The 16334-nt window shown below is 49.1% G+C and carries 16 protein-coding genes and 2 tRNA genes; 5 read left to right on the forward strand and 13 right to left on the reverse strand.

From position 1 onward, the window contains the following. Positions 1–68 precede the first annotated feature (68 nt). Entirely contained in the window at positions 69–1775 is a 1707-nt protein-coding gene (locus ACYVGO_RS17825) for a DUF6909 family protein (protein WP_142772559.1), read from the reverse strand. Positions 1776–1938: 163 nt separating this feature from the next. Here ACYVGO_RS17825 and ACYVGO_RS17830 point away from each other — a divergent pair, with 163 nt between their 5' ends. Continuing rightward, positions 1939–2883 carry a DUF2279 domain-containing protein gene (locus ACYVGO_RS17830; RefSeq protein ID WP_460970413.1) on the forward strand — a complete coding sequence of 315 codons (945 nt, stop codon included), beginning with the start codon at positions 1939–1941 and terminating at the stop codon, positions 2881–2883. Between the two features lie 80 nt (positions 2884–2963). Here the strand turns inward: ACYVGO_RS17830 and ACYVGO_RS17835 are convergent, their stop codons facing one another. Beyond that, positions 2964–3551, reverse strand: coding sequence for a hypothetical protein (locus tag ACYVGO_RS17835; RefSeq protein ID WP_460970414.1), 588 nt, complete (start codon positions 3549–3551; stop codon positions 2964–2966). Positions 3552–3663: 112 nt separating this feature from the next. Next, complete coding sequence (locus ACYVGO_RS17840; RefSeq protein ID WP_460970415.1) at positions 3664–4695, reverse strand: S1C family serine protease; 1032 nt, start codon at positions 4693–4695, stop codon at positions 3664–3666. A 178-nt stretch (positions 4696–4873) separates the two neighbouring features. On the opposite strand from ACYVGO_RS17840, the gene ACYVGO_RS17845 reads away from it, so the two are divergent. Together ACYVGO_RS17845 and ACYVGO_RS17850 are read left to right on the forward strand one after the other, a co-directional pair. After that, the gene (locus ACYVGO_RS17845) at positions 4874–5050 is read left to right on the forward strand and encodes a hypothetical protein (RefSeq protein ID WP_168207786.1); all 177 of its coding nucleotides are present in this window, start codon (positions 4874–4876) and stop codon (positions 5048–5050) included. A gap of 62 nt (positions 5051–5112) precedes the next feature. Continuing rightward, entirely contained in the window at positions 5113–5520 is a 408-nt protein-coding gene (locus ACYVGO_RS17850; protein WP_142772563.1) for a DUF4332 domain-containing protein, read from the forward strand. Positions 5521–5562: 42 nt separating this feature from the next. On the opposite strand, the gene cdaA is transcribed toward ACYVGO_RS17850, so the two are convergent. The 10 genes from cdaA to ACYVGO_RS17900 all read right to left on the reverse strand — a co-directional run bounded on the left by cdaA (position 5563) and on the right by ACYVGO_RS17900 (position 15807). Continuing rightward, entirely contained in the window at positions 5563–6372 is an 810-nt protein-coding gene (gene cdaA, locus ACYVGO_RS17855; protein ID WP_142772564.1) for a diadenylate cyclase CdaA, read from the reverse strand. A 66-nt stretch (positions 6373–6438) separates the two neighbouring features. Next, positions 6439–7323 (reverse strand): hypothetical protein, encoded by an 885-nt coding sequence (locus ACYVGO_RS17860; protein ID WP_460970416.1) that lies wholly within the window; start codon positions 7321–7323, stop codon positions 6439–6441. A gap of 15 nt (positions 7324–7338) precedes the next feature. Beyond that, positions 7339–9837, reverse strand: coding sequence for an Hsp70 family protein (locus tag ACYVGO_RS17865; RefSeq protein WP_460970417.1), 2499 nt, complete (start codon positions 9835–9837; stop codon positions 7339–7341). 11 nt (positions 9838–9848) lie between these two features. Further along, a complete protein-coding gene (locus tag ACYVGO_RS17870) occupies positions 9849–10151 on the reverse strand; it encodes a hypothetical protein (RefSeq protein ID WP_460970418.1) in 303 nt (100 codons plus the stop codon). Positions 10152–10279: 128 nt separating this feature from the next. Then, complete coding sequence (locus ACYVGO_RS17875; protein WP_460970431.1) at positions 10280–11230, reverse strand: ribonuclease Z; 951 nt, start codon at positions 11228–11230, stop codon at positions 10280–10282. A gap of 25 nt (positions 11231–11255) precedes the next feature. Continuing rightward, entirely contained in the window at positions 11256–11663 is a 408-nt protein-coding gene (locus ACYVGO_RS17880; RefSeq protein WP_142772568.1) for an STAS domain-containing protein, read from the reverse strand. Positions 11664–11752: 89 nt separating this feature from the next. Continuing rightward, positions 11753–12688 carry a phosphoribosylaminoimidazolesuccinocarboxamide synthase gene (locus tag ACYVGO_RS17885; RefSeq protein WP_460970419.1) on the reverse strand — a complete coding sequence of 312 codons (936 nt, stop codon included), beginning with the start codon at positions 12686–12688 and terminating at the stop codon, positions 11753–11755. A gap of 111 nt (positions 12689–12799) precedes the next feature. After that, a complete protein-coding gene (locus ACYVGO_RS17890) occupies positions 12800–13975 on the reverse strand; it encodes an acetyl-CoA C-acyltransferase (protein ID WP_460970420.1) in 1176 nt (391 codons plus the stop codon). 122 nt (positions 13976–14097) lie between these two features. Next, positions 14098–14793 (reverse strand): tetratricopeptide repeat protein, encoded by a 696-nt coding sequence (locus ACYVGO_RS17895; protein WP_460970421.1) that lies wholly within the window; start codon positions 14791–14793, stop codon positions 14098–14100. Positions 14794–14844: 51 nt separating this feature from the next. Continuing rightward, positions 14845–15807, reverse strand: coding sequence for a vWA domain-containing protein (locus tag ACYVGO_RS17900; RefSeq protein ID WP_460970422.1), 963 nt, complete (start codon positions 15805–15807; stop codon positions 14845–14847). A 168-nt stretch (positions 15808–15975) separates the two neighbouring features. Here ACYVGO_RS17900 and ACYVGO_RS17905 point away from each other — a divergent pair. Then, a tRNA-Ser gene (locus ACYVGO_RS17905) sits at positions 15976–16062 on the forward strand. A gap of 21 nt (positions 16063–16083) precedes the next feature. Continuing rightward, a tRNA-Pro gene (locus tag ACYVGO_RS17910) sits at positions 16084–16157 on the forward strand. Positions 16158–16334: the final 177 nt, after the last annotated feature.

Here is a 16334-nt window from a genome sequence, read left to right on the forward strand (position 1 = left end):
CATTTATTGTCGTTAGCGTAATCGACTACATCGAGAAATACACATCAAGCACGACCATTTAATGACAATTAATCTGCCTGAAAGATCTTTTCCAGACATTTTACAGTGATCAAATACGTGGGTTTTACGCCCAATGTGCCCAGGCTGCCCGATGCCAGCGTAGCCCCCGTAAGCAGTGGGTTGTCAGAGGCATAATAAGCATACCGAACCTTAATACTGGCCGGAACACTCCCCCGTATTTTCGACTGTGCCTGAATTGCTTTCTGATAATGAGCGCCTTCCATTTCCAGGCCAATGGCTTTCCAGGACGATTTACAGAAGTAGTTAAGAACATCTTTGTTTTGCAGCGAGGTGCCCAGTACCGTAATCATAGCGCCTTCGTACACATCAATGCCATGTCCTTCAAAGTCCGCTTTGGTAAAATCGTTGTCGAGCGGATAATTGTCGGCTGTGCCTTCAAAGATGTGTGCTGTTGGAATCATCAGGTCGCCTTTCTCGCCAGTCAGGATGCCTGCTTTCCCGATCACTGAAATCGACGCTACGTTCAGTGGAACCGTTTGCTCATTGTATTCGAAGGGTTTCAGCAACTCGTCCATTGTTTCAAACGCCTGCTCGCCAAAGGCGTAATCCATGACCAGCAACAGAGGTTGAGTCGCCTGAATATGGGCTGGGTCATGAGCAATCTCGGCCGATAACTGGGTCGTATCCAGGCGAGCGGTGTCAATCAATTGTACCAGCAGACTGGTGCCGGCCAGATCTTCCAGTACGTGCAAGCCGTGTTCTGTTGCGTACTCCGTGACCCGTTGGCGTAGTTCCCGTTGGGCAGGTTGACTTAGTTTTAAGGCCAGGTCGTAGAGGTTATCCCAGGTGGTGGTGTCTACTAAGGCCGCAGGTGCGTACAGGCAATTCATTACACTGTGCGGGTTAGCACTGATAATATGAATCGGCCGATCCTGTAAGTTATGTTCCCAGATGTATTGCTTCAGGCGTGTGGCCCAGCGTTCGCCATATAGGTGCTGGCCAATGCGCTCACGGAGCATCGGCGTAAAATTGATTTCACGGCCTAGTTTTGGCTCACCAATTTCCTTAATCGACACGCTGCCTAAGCCGTATACAATCTGAAATAGTCCGTTGTTGGTCCCCGCGGTTTCCTCAAACCGACGATAGGCCTGCTGAGTTTCTTCAAAGGTTCGGCCTAGAATAGAACTTAGGTACATAAGTGCCAATTCGCGCTCGTCGTCATTGACGGTTCCCCCAGATTGTACGATGGCTTCCAGTTTCTCCCATTCCCGCGTTCGGCTGCCCCGCTCCTGAAAGGCATTTCGACGAATTTTATCGGCCTCCATGAACATAAACGTCAGGTGCGTTAGGATGTCATAGATTTCACTTCGGCCATTCGTTACCTCGATCACCATCTGTTCACTGTCGATACGGTAACAGTTTCGACGGCGTTTGGCCGGTACCAGAACCGGGAAATGAGAATGCTCGAAGCCTTCGCGAGAGGCCAGCGAAATAACCCGACATGCTTCGATACCTTTCGGAAGCCGGTCCATTACATAAACGAGACCATCCAGTTCAACGCGTTGCGGGTCGCCAACCAGCCCATAAATTTCGGGTTGAAGCGTAAGCAGGGCACGGCGAATTTCTTCACCCGATACGCCCGATGGTTTGTAAAATCCCCGGTTGAACAAATGCCGCATGGTTATGTATAATCGTTCAATGGCAACGCGCGACTCCTGAGCGCGGGTGAGGGGAGGAGAAGGGACGAGATTCATGAATAGGGATTGTCAGTAATTTAATGGCAAGTTACGCGGAAAAGGCTTTTTGACAGGATTACAGCTGGGCCGACATGGGATGAATAGGATTGCCTGTCGTTAAAAATCCTGTTCATCCCGTAAAGCCTGACAAAAAATAAAACAGGTTGGGTACTTTTGACGAATGAAAGACCCGATTCGGCGTATAGGATTGCTTTGCTTGTGTATCCTATTGCTCAGCCAGTCCATTCAGGCACAATCAGTACCCATCGCACCCGCTATGTCTGATCCGTCAGGTATTAATCAGGGGCGATTTATTGGTGTGCTGGTTGGTACGGCCGCTTTTTACACCATTACGCTGCTCATGCTACGTAAACAGTGGTATAAGAAAAAAGTACCCTTTCATACCTTTAATGACAATGGCGAATGGCTCCAGATGGATAAGGTGGGACATGCCGCAACGGCTTACTGCATGAGTCGGGGGGGCTATGAGCTAATGCGTTGGAGTGGTGTCGATGAGCGAGCCAGTATCCTGACAGGTGGGTTACTGGCCTTGCTGTTTCAGACAACTCTTGAAGTCTACGATGGACACGCCGAAGGCTGGGGTTTTTCGAAGGGCGATATGTTTGCCAATGTTGCCGGAACAGCTCTCTTTATGGGCCAGCAGTTTGGACCCGGACAGCAAGTGGTGAGTATGAAATATGGGTTTCGGAAAACAATATTTCCGCCCTATCGACCGAATCTGCTGGGAAAAACGACAGGGCAACAGATGCTCAAAGATTATAATGGACAACAATATTGGCTATCCGTGAACCTGGCGTCGGTGTTGCCGGTTGGGCCAGGTTTTCCGCGTTGGCTTAATCTGGACCTGGGCTATAGTGGCAGTGGTATGATTGGTGGACACGAAAATCCCGTAACGTTTGATACGAATGGGAACGAGGTGAAATTTACCCGTTACCGGCAGTTCTTTATCTCGCCCGATGCTGATCTATCACGTATCGGTACGTTCTCTCCATCCTTACAGCGGTTCATTGGCACAGCGCAGTTCTTCAAAATCCCGGCTCCGTCTCTGGAGTTCAATCGAGTAAAAGGGGTACGATTTCACCCACTTATTTTACCAAAAGAATAATAGAGTAAACACAGAGCCAGGGAGAACACAGAGTTAATAATTAACTCTGTGTTCTCCCTGGCTCTGTGTTTACTTGAAAACTATTGGCGTCCTCCGCCGATATCGAAGCCTAGTTTAATGCCTAAATAGGCATTTTTGCTGTCGATTGTGGTGCTTGAAAGCTTATTCGAAGTTGTGGGTACAGCGTTGTATTCAACACCAATTACAAAATGCCCTGTCTTAAGACCCGCCCGGATCATACCTCCAAACTTAGTATCGGCTACCAGGGATACCTGTTGGGTAGATTGGCCATCTACTACCTTAACCGTGCCTCCAGATGCAATGCTGTATAGTCCTAAGCCAGCTCCCAAAAATGGACGGGTATTGCCTGTTCCGAACAAATAATTGCCCGTAATCAGATAAGAACCAAACGCACCAATATCACCCGAAACGGAATTGCCATTGCTTACTATAGCACGGGCAACCACTGCCCATTCTAAGCGAAGACCCAGATCAAGGTTGTCACTGATACCATACTTAGGTTCAATGGCGAATAATACTCCACCGGATACACCCGAAGATAACGGTTTAGCATATCCAAGTGACATGTTTACTTTAAACGGTTTAAACTCCTGGGCGGTTGCCGACAGAGCTACCAGCATGCATAAAGAAAAAAGATAACCTCTCATAAATAATAAAAAGTGAATAAATGGTCCTGTACGAATCAACTTGAACCGTACGTTAGTTAGACGAATCAATCTAATTTAGTCACTTTATTTTTTATATTGGTATACTCATGCTTTATTTTATTTCACCTGGCGTTACCACAATGCTTTTCAGTCGGTTTTGGCGAAGTATACTTACCGGGATTTGGCGACCAATGGTATCATCGGTTAATAGCAGGTGCAGATCATCGACACTGGTGACAGGTTGCCCATTGAAGCCAACAATAATGTCGCCCTGAAGCAATTCGCCATTGCCTGCAACCCCGTCTGGCTCTACGCTGGCCACCATTACGCCCGTTTTTGCTGTAAGCTGGTTATACTGTTTAATGCGTTCTGTAAGATTAATGAGTTGACCGGCAATGCCAAGGTAGCCTCGTCGTACACGACCGTGCATAATAAGTTTTCCGGCCACTAAGGCGGTTAGGTTTGAGGATACCGCGAAACAAATTCCCTGGGCAGGCAGAATGACGGCGGTATTTACGCCAATAACATCACCAGCCGAGTTAACTAATGGCCCCCCTGAGTTGCCCGGATTCAATGAGGCATCGGTCTGAATGACGTCGTCAATCAAGCGGCCCGATTCTGAACGTAGTGTCCGGCCGAGGGCGCTTACAACACCTGCTGTTAGCGAGTATTGGAAGCCGTACGGATTGCCTACCGCAATGGCAATTTGCCCAACCTGTACTTGTTTCGAATCGGCAAACCGAATGGCTTTAAGGCCATCTGCATAGATTTTTATCACCGCAATATCCGTAGCCGGATCCCGACCAATGAGTGTTGCTTCATAATCTCGGGAGTCGGGAAGCGAAACCATAATCGTCGTGGCTCCGGCTACAACGTGGTTATTGGTGATGATATACCCATCGGTTGAGATGATGAATCCAGAACCCGAGCCACCGTCCGCATCACCCCGATTGGGAGCGCGCCGTTGGGCAGGAGTTGCAGTTGTTGATCGGCCGCTGACCTTAATTTGAACGACCGACTGGCTCACTTTTTTAGCTACATTTACTACTGTAGTTGAATAGGCGTCTAACAGCGCTGCATCCTGATTAGATGGCTCGCCAGCCTGCGAAACCGTATCGGAAAATGTTACAAAATGCGTGTTCATTCGTAAAGTTGATTCAGTTAGGCTGAATTAAACATCACGATCTGTTCCACCATAATCTTTTATTGGTAAACCAATTGTTTATCAGTCATTTTGTCATTTTTAAGGCGCTGTGAGTTCGTTGAAAGCTAAAAGATGCCTTTATTTGTATCAATTTCGGTTAAAATGGCAGCACTAACGTATGACCTTTGAAGAATATCTGAGTCAAAAGAAAATCGACGCGAATTTATTCCAGCAAGGCGAATTTGCGCGATTTAGTGAATGGAAGCGTGAGTTCGGTCACATGCATCCGGAAAGCTTTACCGCTCAAAAGAAATTTCTTTTGAATGATACCCGAAGGAAGTACCTTGCTCGTTGAACGTGTATTAAGCGGTCTGAAGGTCAGACTGCCTTTTTATTCTAATCCTCTACTTTTTCTGCATGAGCCTTACATTAGGAGAACTACGTGGCATCACAGATGCCGTTCTGAATGCCCTGAAGGCACAAGGCATTAGCGATGGTGATTCACTTCTGGAAGCAACCAAAACGCCTAAAGATCGTAAAGATCTGGCTGCTATGAGTGGTGTTGACGGAACCACTATTCTGGAACTGGCCAATCGGGCCGACTTAGCCCGTATCAAAGGCATTGGGCGGGTCTATAGCGACCTTATGGAAGAAGCTGGTGTTGATACTGTAAAAGAACTTGCTCAACGGTCAGCTGAAAATCTGCACGCAAAACTGATTCAAATTAACAGTGTTCGGCAGTTTACCCAACGCCCGCCTTCGGTAGAACAAATTGGTGATTTTGTAGAGCAGGCAAAAAACCTGCCCAGGATGCTGGAATACTAAGAAAGGGGGTGTTACATACGCCCCCTTTTTTTAGGCTAAAAGTTAGGCTTTCACACCTGGCTCCCGCAGATAATTTTCTAAACGGCTTTCTAACTCAGTTTGGCTCAGGTTGGTGAATAGCTCGCCATTTAATGCCAGAGACAAACGCCCACTCTCTTCCGAAACCGCAATTACGGCAGCATCTGTGGCTTCGCTCATACCCAGCGCGGCCCGGTGGCGAAACCCTAGAGAAGGCGGTAACTCATCATCTTCCGAAACCGGCAGAATGCATCGGGCCGCTCGTATCCGTCCCTCACTGATAATAACAGCCCCGTCGTGTAATGGGCTATATTGGCTGAAAATGGCGAGTAGTAGTGGTTTCGATATGTCGGCGTCGATAACCTCGCCCGATTGCGCAAATTTCTCCAGATCATCGTTTTTCTGAAGCACGAGCAATCCGCCCGAAAATTCGCCACTCAATGCTTTACAGGTATCCAGAACAGGCTTCAGAGGTGTCTGCGTTTCTACGTTGTCGGTATCTCGCAGTAACCAGCGACGAAACAGGCGACTATTCGTTAGGTTCGTTGACTTACCTATGAGCAGTAAAAAACGCCGTATTTCATGCTGAAAAATAATAATCAACGCCAGGGCACCCACACTGATGAAATACTCCAGAATGGTCGTCATCAGGTTTAAGCCAAGTGCTTTTACAAGCAGGTAGGCCAGATAGACCAACAGATAGCCCACAAATACCCGGCTGGCTACGCTTCCCCGAACGAGGTTGTAAATTTGATAAATCAGAATAGCCACCAGCCCGATATCGAGCAGGTCTAGCCAGCCTATGTCTAAAAATCCCAGGCGAAATGCCAGCATGAATACGTGAAGAATGTTTCGGGGCTAAAGATAAACAGAACTTACTGGTTTACCCACGCTATTGCATTAGCCACTACAGGCGATGACTAGCTTAATAAGAATAACGACTAGCCAGATAACCCAGCCATAGCTCCTGGACTTGGTTTCAGTAGCGCCGGGTTTATGATGATAGTTTTCTCGGTAGATCTGGTAATTGCTTTGAATTGTCGTTTTAAGTCCTGAATCACAATTGGTTCGAACGAGTTGGTGGGTGATTTCATAAACAAAATCACGCAGATAATGCTGAACGGCCACCGTATAATTCACCGCAGCTACGCAGTAGTCATTAACCACATGCCAAAAAGCGCTTTTGGGGAGGCTGTTTAAGAAATCAGCCCAGTCATCGTATACAATATAGCCAAAGGTTGTTGGATCCCGTCTATGGTTCGGTACTTTCTGGGCTTCCTCCAGTTGAGCTGTGATGTCTTGTATAAATTCGTAAATAGTTTCCTGAAGCGTATACGGTAAGGGATCGGGTAATGAGAAAGCAAGGGCCAACGGGTCTATAATCGTTGAAAATTGCCGGCGCTTCAGAAGATAAGAGCAATACGCTTGAAGTCCATCGGCCAGAATTTCATCAAAAAAAGGGCTCTGCTGGCCGCTCCAGTGCTGATCGCTGATTGACTGTATGGGAAACTCAGCACCTGTCGGATTTTCGAGCCAGGCCAGTAAAGGTTTATCCTGAAAAATGGCAGCGTGATCGTTCAGGTGCTGCAGCTCTTTCAACTGGTCAATAGCTTTCAGCGCTTCATCTTTTGTGTACTGTTTGTTTCCTACGGCAATGGTAATGTCGGGTGTTAAGTTAAACTCGGCCAGTATTTTTTTACGCACCTGAACCAGGCCTGCTGGATTGAGCTGGCTGGGCTCGATTTGCAGGCTATCTAACAAGTGTAAAGGTGATTGGTAGGGCATTGTATAAAATAGCGATTAACCGAGTCCAGTACCTTTAATTTTAGTTTCAATGACGTCACTGTTTTTAGTCAGACCGAGCAGATTGAGCAAAACGCCCCGCAGCTCGTCATAATTCTGACGATCAAGGGCTTTTTCGCCCCGTTTGATTTCAGCCTGTGCCCGCTGGTAGTCCGTATAGTCATCTGGCGACTGACTGGCGTATGAATGGAAGAAATGGACCAATATCGTGGGGGTATAGAGGACTGCGTCGTTGTAGATCCGACGGCATTTAGCCAGATGAGCCTCCACCCGAAAGTACGTATTCCCCCGCATGGCTTCGGGTTCATCTGCTTTTAACTGCTGAATTTCAGCGCGTACCTTTGGGGAGAGTTCCTGGAGTGTATCTGCCCAATACTGTAGCGATTCCATGAGGGTATAGTAACGCTCCTTTGTACGCAGAACCCGATTGCTGACGGGGCCATTCGTGTATAGCTGACGAGCCAGTTTTCGTTTGGCTTCATCGAGTTGATATTTCTCGTCGGTGAAGGCGGCCGGTTGCAGTGTTTTCGCCTGATGCTGTAACGTTCTGGCCCGATCGGTCAAATCCTGAATTCGGGTGGCTGCTTCGTAGTCTTCCGTTTGTAGCGCCTTCTCTAAATCCAGTTCAAGCTGACTGCGTAATTCAGTTAACTCGTCGCGTAATTTGGTTAGACTCACATACCGTTGGGTAGGACTAAACACCTCATCGAATTGCTGGTCGGTCATACCCAGATGGATACTAACCGACACATCCCGGGATTCACTCATGTCTAGTTTAATCTCCACATCCGACCCTTTCACCAGATCCGTGGGCAGATCTGCGGCCCGAACCTCAATAACCCCTATATTCTTATTCGTGCTGGGATGTTGGGTTGCATCACCTTCAAGCAGATTAATGATCAGACTTTCGTCGGAGCCTTTTCGAATCGTTCGGCTAATTTCCCGGTAAATTGTTTTGGTAAGCGGCAATACACTGTTCCGGCTGAATACCAGTTCGCAACGGGTTGCATTGTTGTGCAGATCGTCAACTTCCAGACAAATGTCTTCGGGTAATGGCTGGCCATACAAACTAAACAAGCCGTGGGTAATGTCAACGGGATCGACCTGAACAGCTATTGGGTTGTTATAGGAATCGAAAAGGCTGATTGTAAACGTATTGACCCGGTTCGGAAGCAGCCCAACGAACTCGCCGAAACGGGCAGTAAGCGGCCGTAGTGCTGTATCGAAACCACCGTCATTACGTGTAATTCGATAGGAGAGACCCTCCTGGAAATTGATCACATTTGCCGAAATGTATTCTTCCAGATCTTTTGTCGTTTTGCTGTAACCCGTCTGAATGCGTATTGAATTGACTCCTTCGGCAGCCTGAGTCGTGGGCTTGACCAGTTGCCGGATGGGTGTATTACCCGCAAAATAAGCTGCCCCAACCGCCACCGCCGTAGTGGGATCGGCTTCGGTATTGATCGGTAGCCCCGTTCGTTCGGCAAGTGTTGTTCTAACGTAGGGAATATAGGTGCTACCACCAATCAGGATGATTTCAGCGAGGGCGTCGGTGCTTACATTATTGCGGACCATAATCGTTTCCAGCATCTCGATAGTCGCGTCGATACGGTCGCGGATAAGGGCATTAAATTGCTCCCGCCCTAGGGTGATCAGTAGATCGACTTCCTCTCCGTCGTCCATATCGAACGTCACTTCAATTTCCGTTGTCAGCCGGGTGCTGAGCTCTTTCTTAGCTTCCTCCGCTTTAAGGAGAAGTATGTGGTATAGTTTTTCGTAGCGGGCATCGCGCGTGAGAAACTGACTGGCGAGGTCGGTCAGGCCAGTTTGCCGACTAATTTCCGGTATCAGGATGTCTACTACCAGACTATGATCGAAGTCCATGCCGCCAAGGTAATTGTCGCCCTGATGATCAAGAACGCGCATTTCATTGTCTTCTATACCGATCAGGGCTACATCGAACGTGCCACCCCCCAGGTCATACACCAGCCATTTCCCACGTTCCTTTTCGGTCGTGTACTTGTTGAAATAGGCCAGGGATGCCGCAATGGGCTCCTGAAGCAAAACCACCTCCTGGAAACCGGCTGCTAAACCAGCCTGTTTGGTGGCGTTGCTCTGAACGGTATCGAAACTAGCGGGAATGGTAACGACTATACTTTGGGGGATTTCGCCCGAATGAATGAAATTCTTAAGTTCTTTCAGGACAAGTGCGGACAGGTCAATGGGGTTAATGGATTCGCCACGCGATTGAATCTGATAGGTCTCGCTCGTGCCCATTTTACGTTTGAAACTCGAAAACACGTTGAGCGGGTCCTTCAATAGCCACTCACGGGCTTTATCGCCCACAAATACGCGCTCTTTACGAAAGGCAACGCAACTCGGTAGCGTCTCTTTCAACCCAATTGGGTTTTTGAACACCTCTACCTGAGCCCCCATAAAACGGGCAATAAGCGAATTCGTTGTTCCTAAATCTATCCCGAAATTGATCGTTTGCATGACGAGTTAATTTACACGCTCTCGACAATGACGATGCCTGCCTGAACGATTTGTCCGTTTATAGTGACGATGGGTTTGATGACCTGGGTAATAGTCAGATTATCCGTTGACTCCCCGGCTACACTGGCTTCAACGTCGGTACGGGTTTCGGAATAACGTTCCCCATCGGGGCTATGATAACTCACCCCTAACTCAAGGAGCGCCTGCCGAATCCGTTGAAGAGGGCGATTATACCCGCTACCCGCTTGCTTGTCTTTTTCTGCCTTTTTCTCGAGGGCGTGCACTTGATTTGCAATATCAATCAGGGGGCGCATTGGGGTTTAGGTATTGATAAGTTATATTATTTAACCACAGAGGCACCGCAACGGCGGACCGTAGAGAACACAGAGGTCTAAAAAATTAAAATTATCAATTTAAACCTCTGTGGTTAATTTTTTATTTCTCAAATTTCAATCGTTTGGCCTTCGATGGCGAGGTAGGTTTCCGGAAAAACTGCCCGGGCTTCGTCTAAAAAAGGCTCAAACTGTTTGTATCGCGATGAGAAATGGCCAATTAACAAACGACCAACACCGGCTTTGGCCGCAATGGTAGCTGCTTGCTCGGCAGTAGAATGAAAAACTTCGGCAGCTCGTTGGCTATTGTCCCGCAAAAACGTTGCTTCATGGTAGAGCAAATTGACGCCCTGAAGTTGCGGAATTAACTCCTCCACGTAGCGAGTGTCGGAGCAGAACGCGTAGGAACGGGGAGCAGGACCTGGCTCGGTGTATTCGGCGGCTGCGTAGAGGAGTTGACCCTCCGCGTCCAGAATATCCAGCCCCTCTTTCAACCGTTTTAAATACGCAATTGGGACATCGGCAGGGAGCTTCTCCCGCAATAGATGAGGTTTAGCTGGTTTTTCCCGGAAAAGATAACCTGTACAGTCGATCCGGTGCTGGAGCGGAATCGACTGTACCGTCATGAGCGGATGATCGAGTAAGAAGGCCGGTTGGTCTGGCTCAACGATCTGAAAATGCAGTTTGTAGCCTAAACGAGAGTCGGACACTCGAAAAATAGTGGTCAGAACCTCATCCAGACCGCGAGGGCCAAACAGGTACAAATCTTCTGTACGGCCAGCCATATTCAGCGACGACAGGAGAGGAGCCAGGCCAAAGTAATGATCACCATGCAGGTGACTGATGAAAATATACCGTAGTCGCCCCGGCCGAATGCGTTGTTCGATTAACCGGAACTGAGTACCTTCTCCACAGTCAATAAGTACATAGTCATTCCCAACCGCCAGCAACTGGGCCGTTTGGTGGAGCCTAAGTGTGGGTGTAGCAGAGCCTGCCCCCAGAATTGTGAGGGCGAAGGGTAAATGAGTAGGGCGATGATGTTCCGATTCGTGTTGGGTCATTGTGGCCACATTAGGTCCGGCCAGGTCAGGCTTCGACACTCCCTCCGACATCGTACTCATCATCTTCTTCGCTCCGAAAATCATTTTCAAGCTCATTCATAAACACAGCGTCTACCGCTTCTTCCACCGTTGGCATAATCGTTAGATCGGTGAGGTTAGACCTGTCCAAAAGTTCAATCAGATCATCATTCTTGGTAACGGCAACCAATAGCCCTTCTTCATTCGTGCATTGCCGACTGACTTTCCGAAGAACCATTACGCCAGCCGGATCAACCAGTTGAACGGGTGCCATATCCACAATAATATTACTGTATCCCTCGCGGAATAAACCGCGGCTAAGGGTTTCGAAATTGGCGGGCACCTCCTCTCCAAACGTGTTCTCGGCTAATCGGATAAGGGCGTACTGTTCGTTTTTCTCGATGGTATAATTCATAGACTGCTTAATGTGTACTGAATAATGATCAAATTCTGATGTAGTTTGGTTGAACTCATTTTACATTATTCACTATGCATTTTACATTATTAATTTATTGCTCTTAGTATATTCATTTCGATCCGAGTAAGCGGATCCGTTGCCTCATCGGGTTGAAAAGGCTGACCCGTAACGGTCTCAAACAGTTCAATATAACGCTTCGAAATTTGATTTACCCATTCGTCAGACATAACGGGTACTGTCTGGCCGGTTTTACCCTGAAAGCCGTTGGCAATAAGCCATTCTCTAACGAATTCCTTCGATAATTGTTTTTGTGGCTGACCGGCCTGTTGGTTTTGCTCATACGTGTCTGCGTAGAAATAACGCGACGAGTCAGGCGTATGGACCTCGTCAATCAAATAGACCTTGCCATCCAGGTTGCCGAATTCATATTTCGTATCTACAAGAATCAGGCCTTGTTTCGCAGCCATTTCGGTGCCTCGTGCAAATAGGGCCAGCGCGTACTTCTCCAACTGAACATACTCGCTTTCCGGAACGATACCCCGTTCAAGAATTTCTTCGCGACTGATGTCTTCGTCATGGCCTTCGTGGGCTTTGGTCGATGGGGTGATGATTGGCGTTGGCAGGCGGTCATTTTCGCGCAGGCCATCGGGTAAAGATACACCGCAGAGAGTCCGGTGTCCATCGCGATATTCCCGCCAGGCATGGCCTGCCAGATAACCCCGAACAACCATTTCAACAGCATAAGGCTCGCATTTCAGGCCGATGCTTACGTTAGGGTCGGGTGTATCGAGAAGCCAGTTGGGTACAATGTCGGAGGTCGCTCGCAGAAAATAAGCGGCCGTCTGATTAAGCACCTGTCCTTTGAACGGAATAGGGCGGGGTAATACGACGTCGAAGGCTGAAATACGATCTGACGCAATCATGACGAGTTTCTCGGGAAACGCGTACACGTCCCGAACTTTACCGCGATAAAATCCCGTTTGACCGGGGAATTGAAAATTAGTTTCCTGAATGGCGTTCATGTAACGTAGGTTGTGGTTCAACGTTCGTAGTTTGAGGTTCGAGGTTTATAGTTGGCTGAACTCCAGGCTAACTACAAACCTCGAACCTCAAACTACGAACGTCGAACCATATTATAATTTCTCAATAACAATAGCCGATGCGCCCCCGCCCCCGTTGCAAATACCGACGGCCCCGTATCGTCCACCGTTTTGCTCTAATACGTTGGTGAGCGTTGTTACGATTCGGGCACCGGATGCGCCGAGGGGATGGCCAATGGACACCGCCCCCCCAAAGGTATTTAGTTTCTCCTGCGGAACGTTCAGCACCTTACTGAACACCAGCGGAACAACGGAAAACGCTTCGTTTACTTCAAAAAAGTCAATATCATCGACGGTTAGCCCAGCCCGTTGAAGCGCCAGCGGAACGGCTTTGGTAGGTGCCGTAGTGAACCACTGAGGTTCCTGCTCGGCATCGGCATAGGCCAGAATCCGGGCCAGCGGTTTCAGCCCCAGTTCGTCGGCTTTTCGTCGGCTCATCACAACCAGGGCAGAAGCCCCATCGCTGATGGGCGATGAGCTGGCTGGTGTGACCGTACCACCGGGTGTAAAAGCCGCTTTCAGCGTCGGAATTTTGTCGTAAATAACGTTTTTATATTCCTCATCTTCGCTCACCGTCACGCTGCCTTTGCGCCCAGCAACCTCTACAGCTATGATTTCGGCACTAAATCGGCCACTTTGCGTGCTGGCCTCTGCCCGACGGTACGACTGGACGGTATACGCATCCTGTTCCTCCCGGCTAATTTCATACTGCTGGGCGGTCTGATCGGCAAAAACGCCCATGGCACACTGATCGTAAGCATCCACAAGTCCATCTCGGGCGAGGCCGTCGACGAGTTCCGCATTGCCATATTTGTAGCCAAAACGAGCTTTGGGAACGTAATAGGGAGCATTCGACATGCTTTCCATACCCCCGGCTACAATGACATCAGCCTGGCCGAGTTGAATGGCCTGGGCTGCCAGCATAATCGCTTTTGTGCCCGATGCGCATACCTTGTTGATGGTTGTGCAGGGGATGTTGGCAGGCAATCCTGCTTGGAGAGCCGCCTGTTTGGCAGGAGCCTGGCCAACGTTGGCCGACACCACATTGCCCATGTACACTTCCTGCACCTGATCGGGCTGGACGCCCGCACGGCTGAGAGCACCCCGAATGGCCGCTGCGCCCAGCTCAACGGCAGACAGGGTTGAGAGTACACCCCCAAACCCACCAATGGGCGTTCGAACCGCAGAAATAATGACTACTTCGTTCATCTGTTTGTTGTACTCGTTTATGGTAGTTGGTAGTTGGTTTGAGGTTTACGGTGGGCTGGCGCAGTTTGTTATGCATGCGCCAGCCCACCGTAAACCTCAAACTAACTACCATAAACTCAATTTCACCAACGGTTCTCCCCTTCTTTCGGCTTCGTTTCAGCAGGCCGGGCTGACCGTGTCAGGGCATAGGGGAGGTCATCGCTCCGCATGGCATCAAGGAGTTGCAGCGCCTGCTCTTCACTCAGATTCAGCCGTTGGAAACGACGCAGCAACTCATCCTGGCGATCCGAGCGTTCGACACTCTGGCCGCCCATCGGCCGGGGTTTGTTAACCAGCTTTGGTTGTTGAGCCGATGAATTCTGCTTCGCGTGTTTGGCGGGAGATTTTCCCGAGTAATAGGTCTTTATAAGTTCAAAATTATACCGGGCCGATTCATTATCCGCGTTTTCGAGTAGCGCCTGCTGAAATAAAGTCAGGGCAGTGGCACTGTCGCCTTCCAGACAAGCCATCACCCCTAATTGCGTAGCGGCTGCGGTTCGTAAATCGGGCCGATCCGATTGAAGCAGTGTTTCGTACTGCGGTTTAGCCCTGGCGTATTGCTTCAATTTAAAATACGTATGCCCCAGGTTTAGCCGCACGGCCGGATCAATCGTGGTGGTCCGGGTGCTCAAATACGCGTAAAGGGTCAGGGCACGCTGGTACTGACCGGCCTGATAGGCGGTCTGCGCTTCCTGTCGAGCCTGGTTGTTCTGCGAAATATGGTTTACCGGAAGCAAGTCGGTCAACCAAAGCCAGGCAGCAATCAGTATGTAAATCATAATGACATAACGTATGGCCGCCCAAAAATAAGACGAAACGGTGAGACCAACTCACAGCCGGAAGGTTCGGATGGTCAGAATTAAGTCAATGGCCAGAAAACCCAGGGCTGCCAGCAGGAAATAATAATATTTATTGGTGGAGACAGCAATATGATGCTGATTGATAACTCCACCTTTCAGGGATCGTAAAATACCCGCTAACTCATTCACATACCGGCCATTGGCATCTGCTTCAATATAATGACCGCGTCCGTCGCGGGCCAGCTCCTGCAAAAATGAGCGATTCAGCCGACTCCGTACAATCTGATTATCGTCGTCGCGTACAAAATCGCGTCCTTTCCGAATGGATGAACCGGCTTCGGAGCCCACGCCGACCGTAATGAGGGGCATTCCCTGGGCGCGAAGGCGCGCAAACGTAGTTCGTTCGCAGGGTCCAAAATTTTCGCCATCGCTAAACAGCACGATCGATCGAACGCTCTGATGAGTGGAGGAGTCCGTAAGTAACTTCTGATAGGCCAGTTCAAGGGCGCTGCATAAATCAGTGCCGCCGGTAGGGGCAACACTGGTATGAACCTCGCGTATGAATTGCTTGAGGGCATCCTGATCGGCAGTTAGGGGCGATAGCACAAACGACTCCGACGAGGCCAGCACGACCCCGAACCGGCTGGCTGGGAGTGTATCGCACAAGTGCTGGATATCGTACTTGACCCGTTCGAGCCGGGTTGGTACCACATCGTTGGCATCCATGGACCGGGAGATATCGACAACCAGGAACGTATCGTGGCCCGTTGTGGTCAGATCCCCTTCGGCTTCACCAAACGATGGACCCAGTAAGGCAACAATTAATAGCGTGAGGTAGCTGCTGCGAAGAAAAAACTTAGGGACTACCCCCCAGGCCGACGTATTTAGCTGGCGTGCGAGCCGAAATGTGCGCCAAATGTAGAGCGCATAGAGGCTAACGAACAGGGCTATGAAAAAAAAATCGGTACGGGAAAAGGGATATAACCAGTTCATTTAACGCAAGTAGTAAGCTGATGCTGACCTAGTTTAGGTAGAGGGCTAACTCATCAGGAAGGCCAAAATTAGCGATTAAGAAAAGATTTTTAGAGAAATAGCTTGACAAAAAGATTGTATTCCCCTACCTTTGTGTCCCAATCATTTAAGAAGGAAGTGGTTGGCTTCGGAGAGATGCCTGAGTGGCCGAAAGGAACAGTTTGCTAAACTGTCGTACTGGTAACGGTACCGAGGGTTCGAATCCCTCTCTCTCCGCTGAGTACAAGAGTAATCCTTCGGGGTGTAGCGTAGCCCGGTATCGCGCCTGCTTTGGGAGCAGGAGGTCGTAGGTTCGAATCCTGCCACCCCGACATTTAAAGTCCCAACTAATCAACCAGTTAGCTAATCAGCTGACTGGTTTTTTTATGCCTTTTGCTTTCTGGTTGAATCATCGGTTGAAACAAGTAGGGGCATTGCTCAATTTATAGGATCAAGGACAATACTTGTGGAGGGCGTTGTATTTTTCTAGGTTTGTGCGTTTAATCAAA

The organism is Spirosoma migulaei (assembly GCF_054776855.1).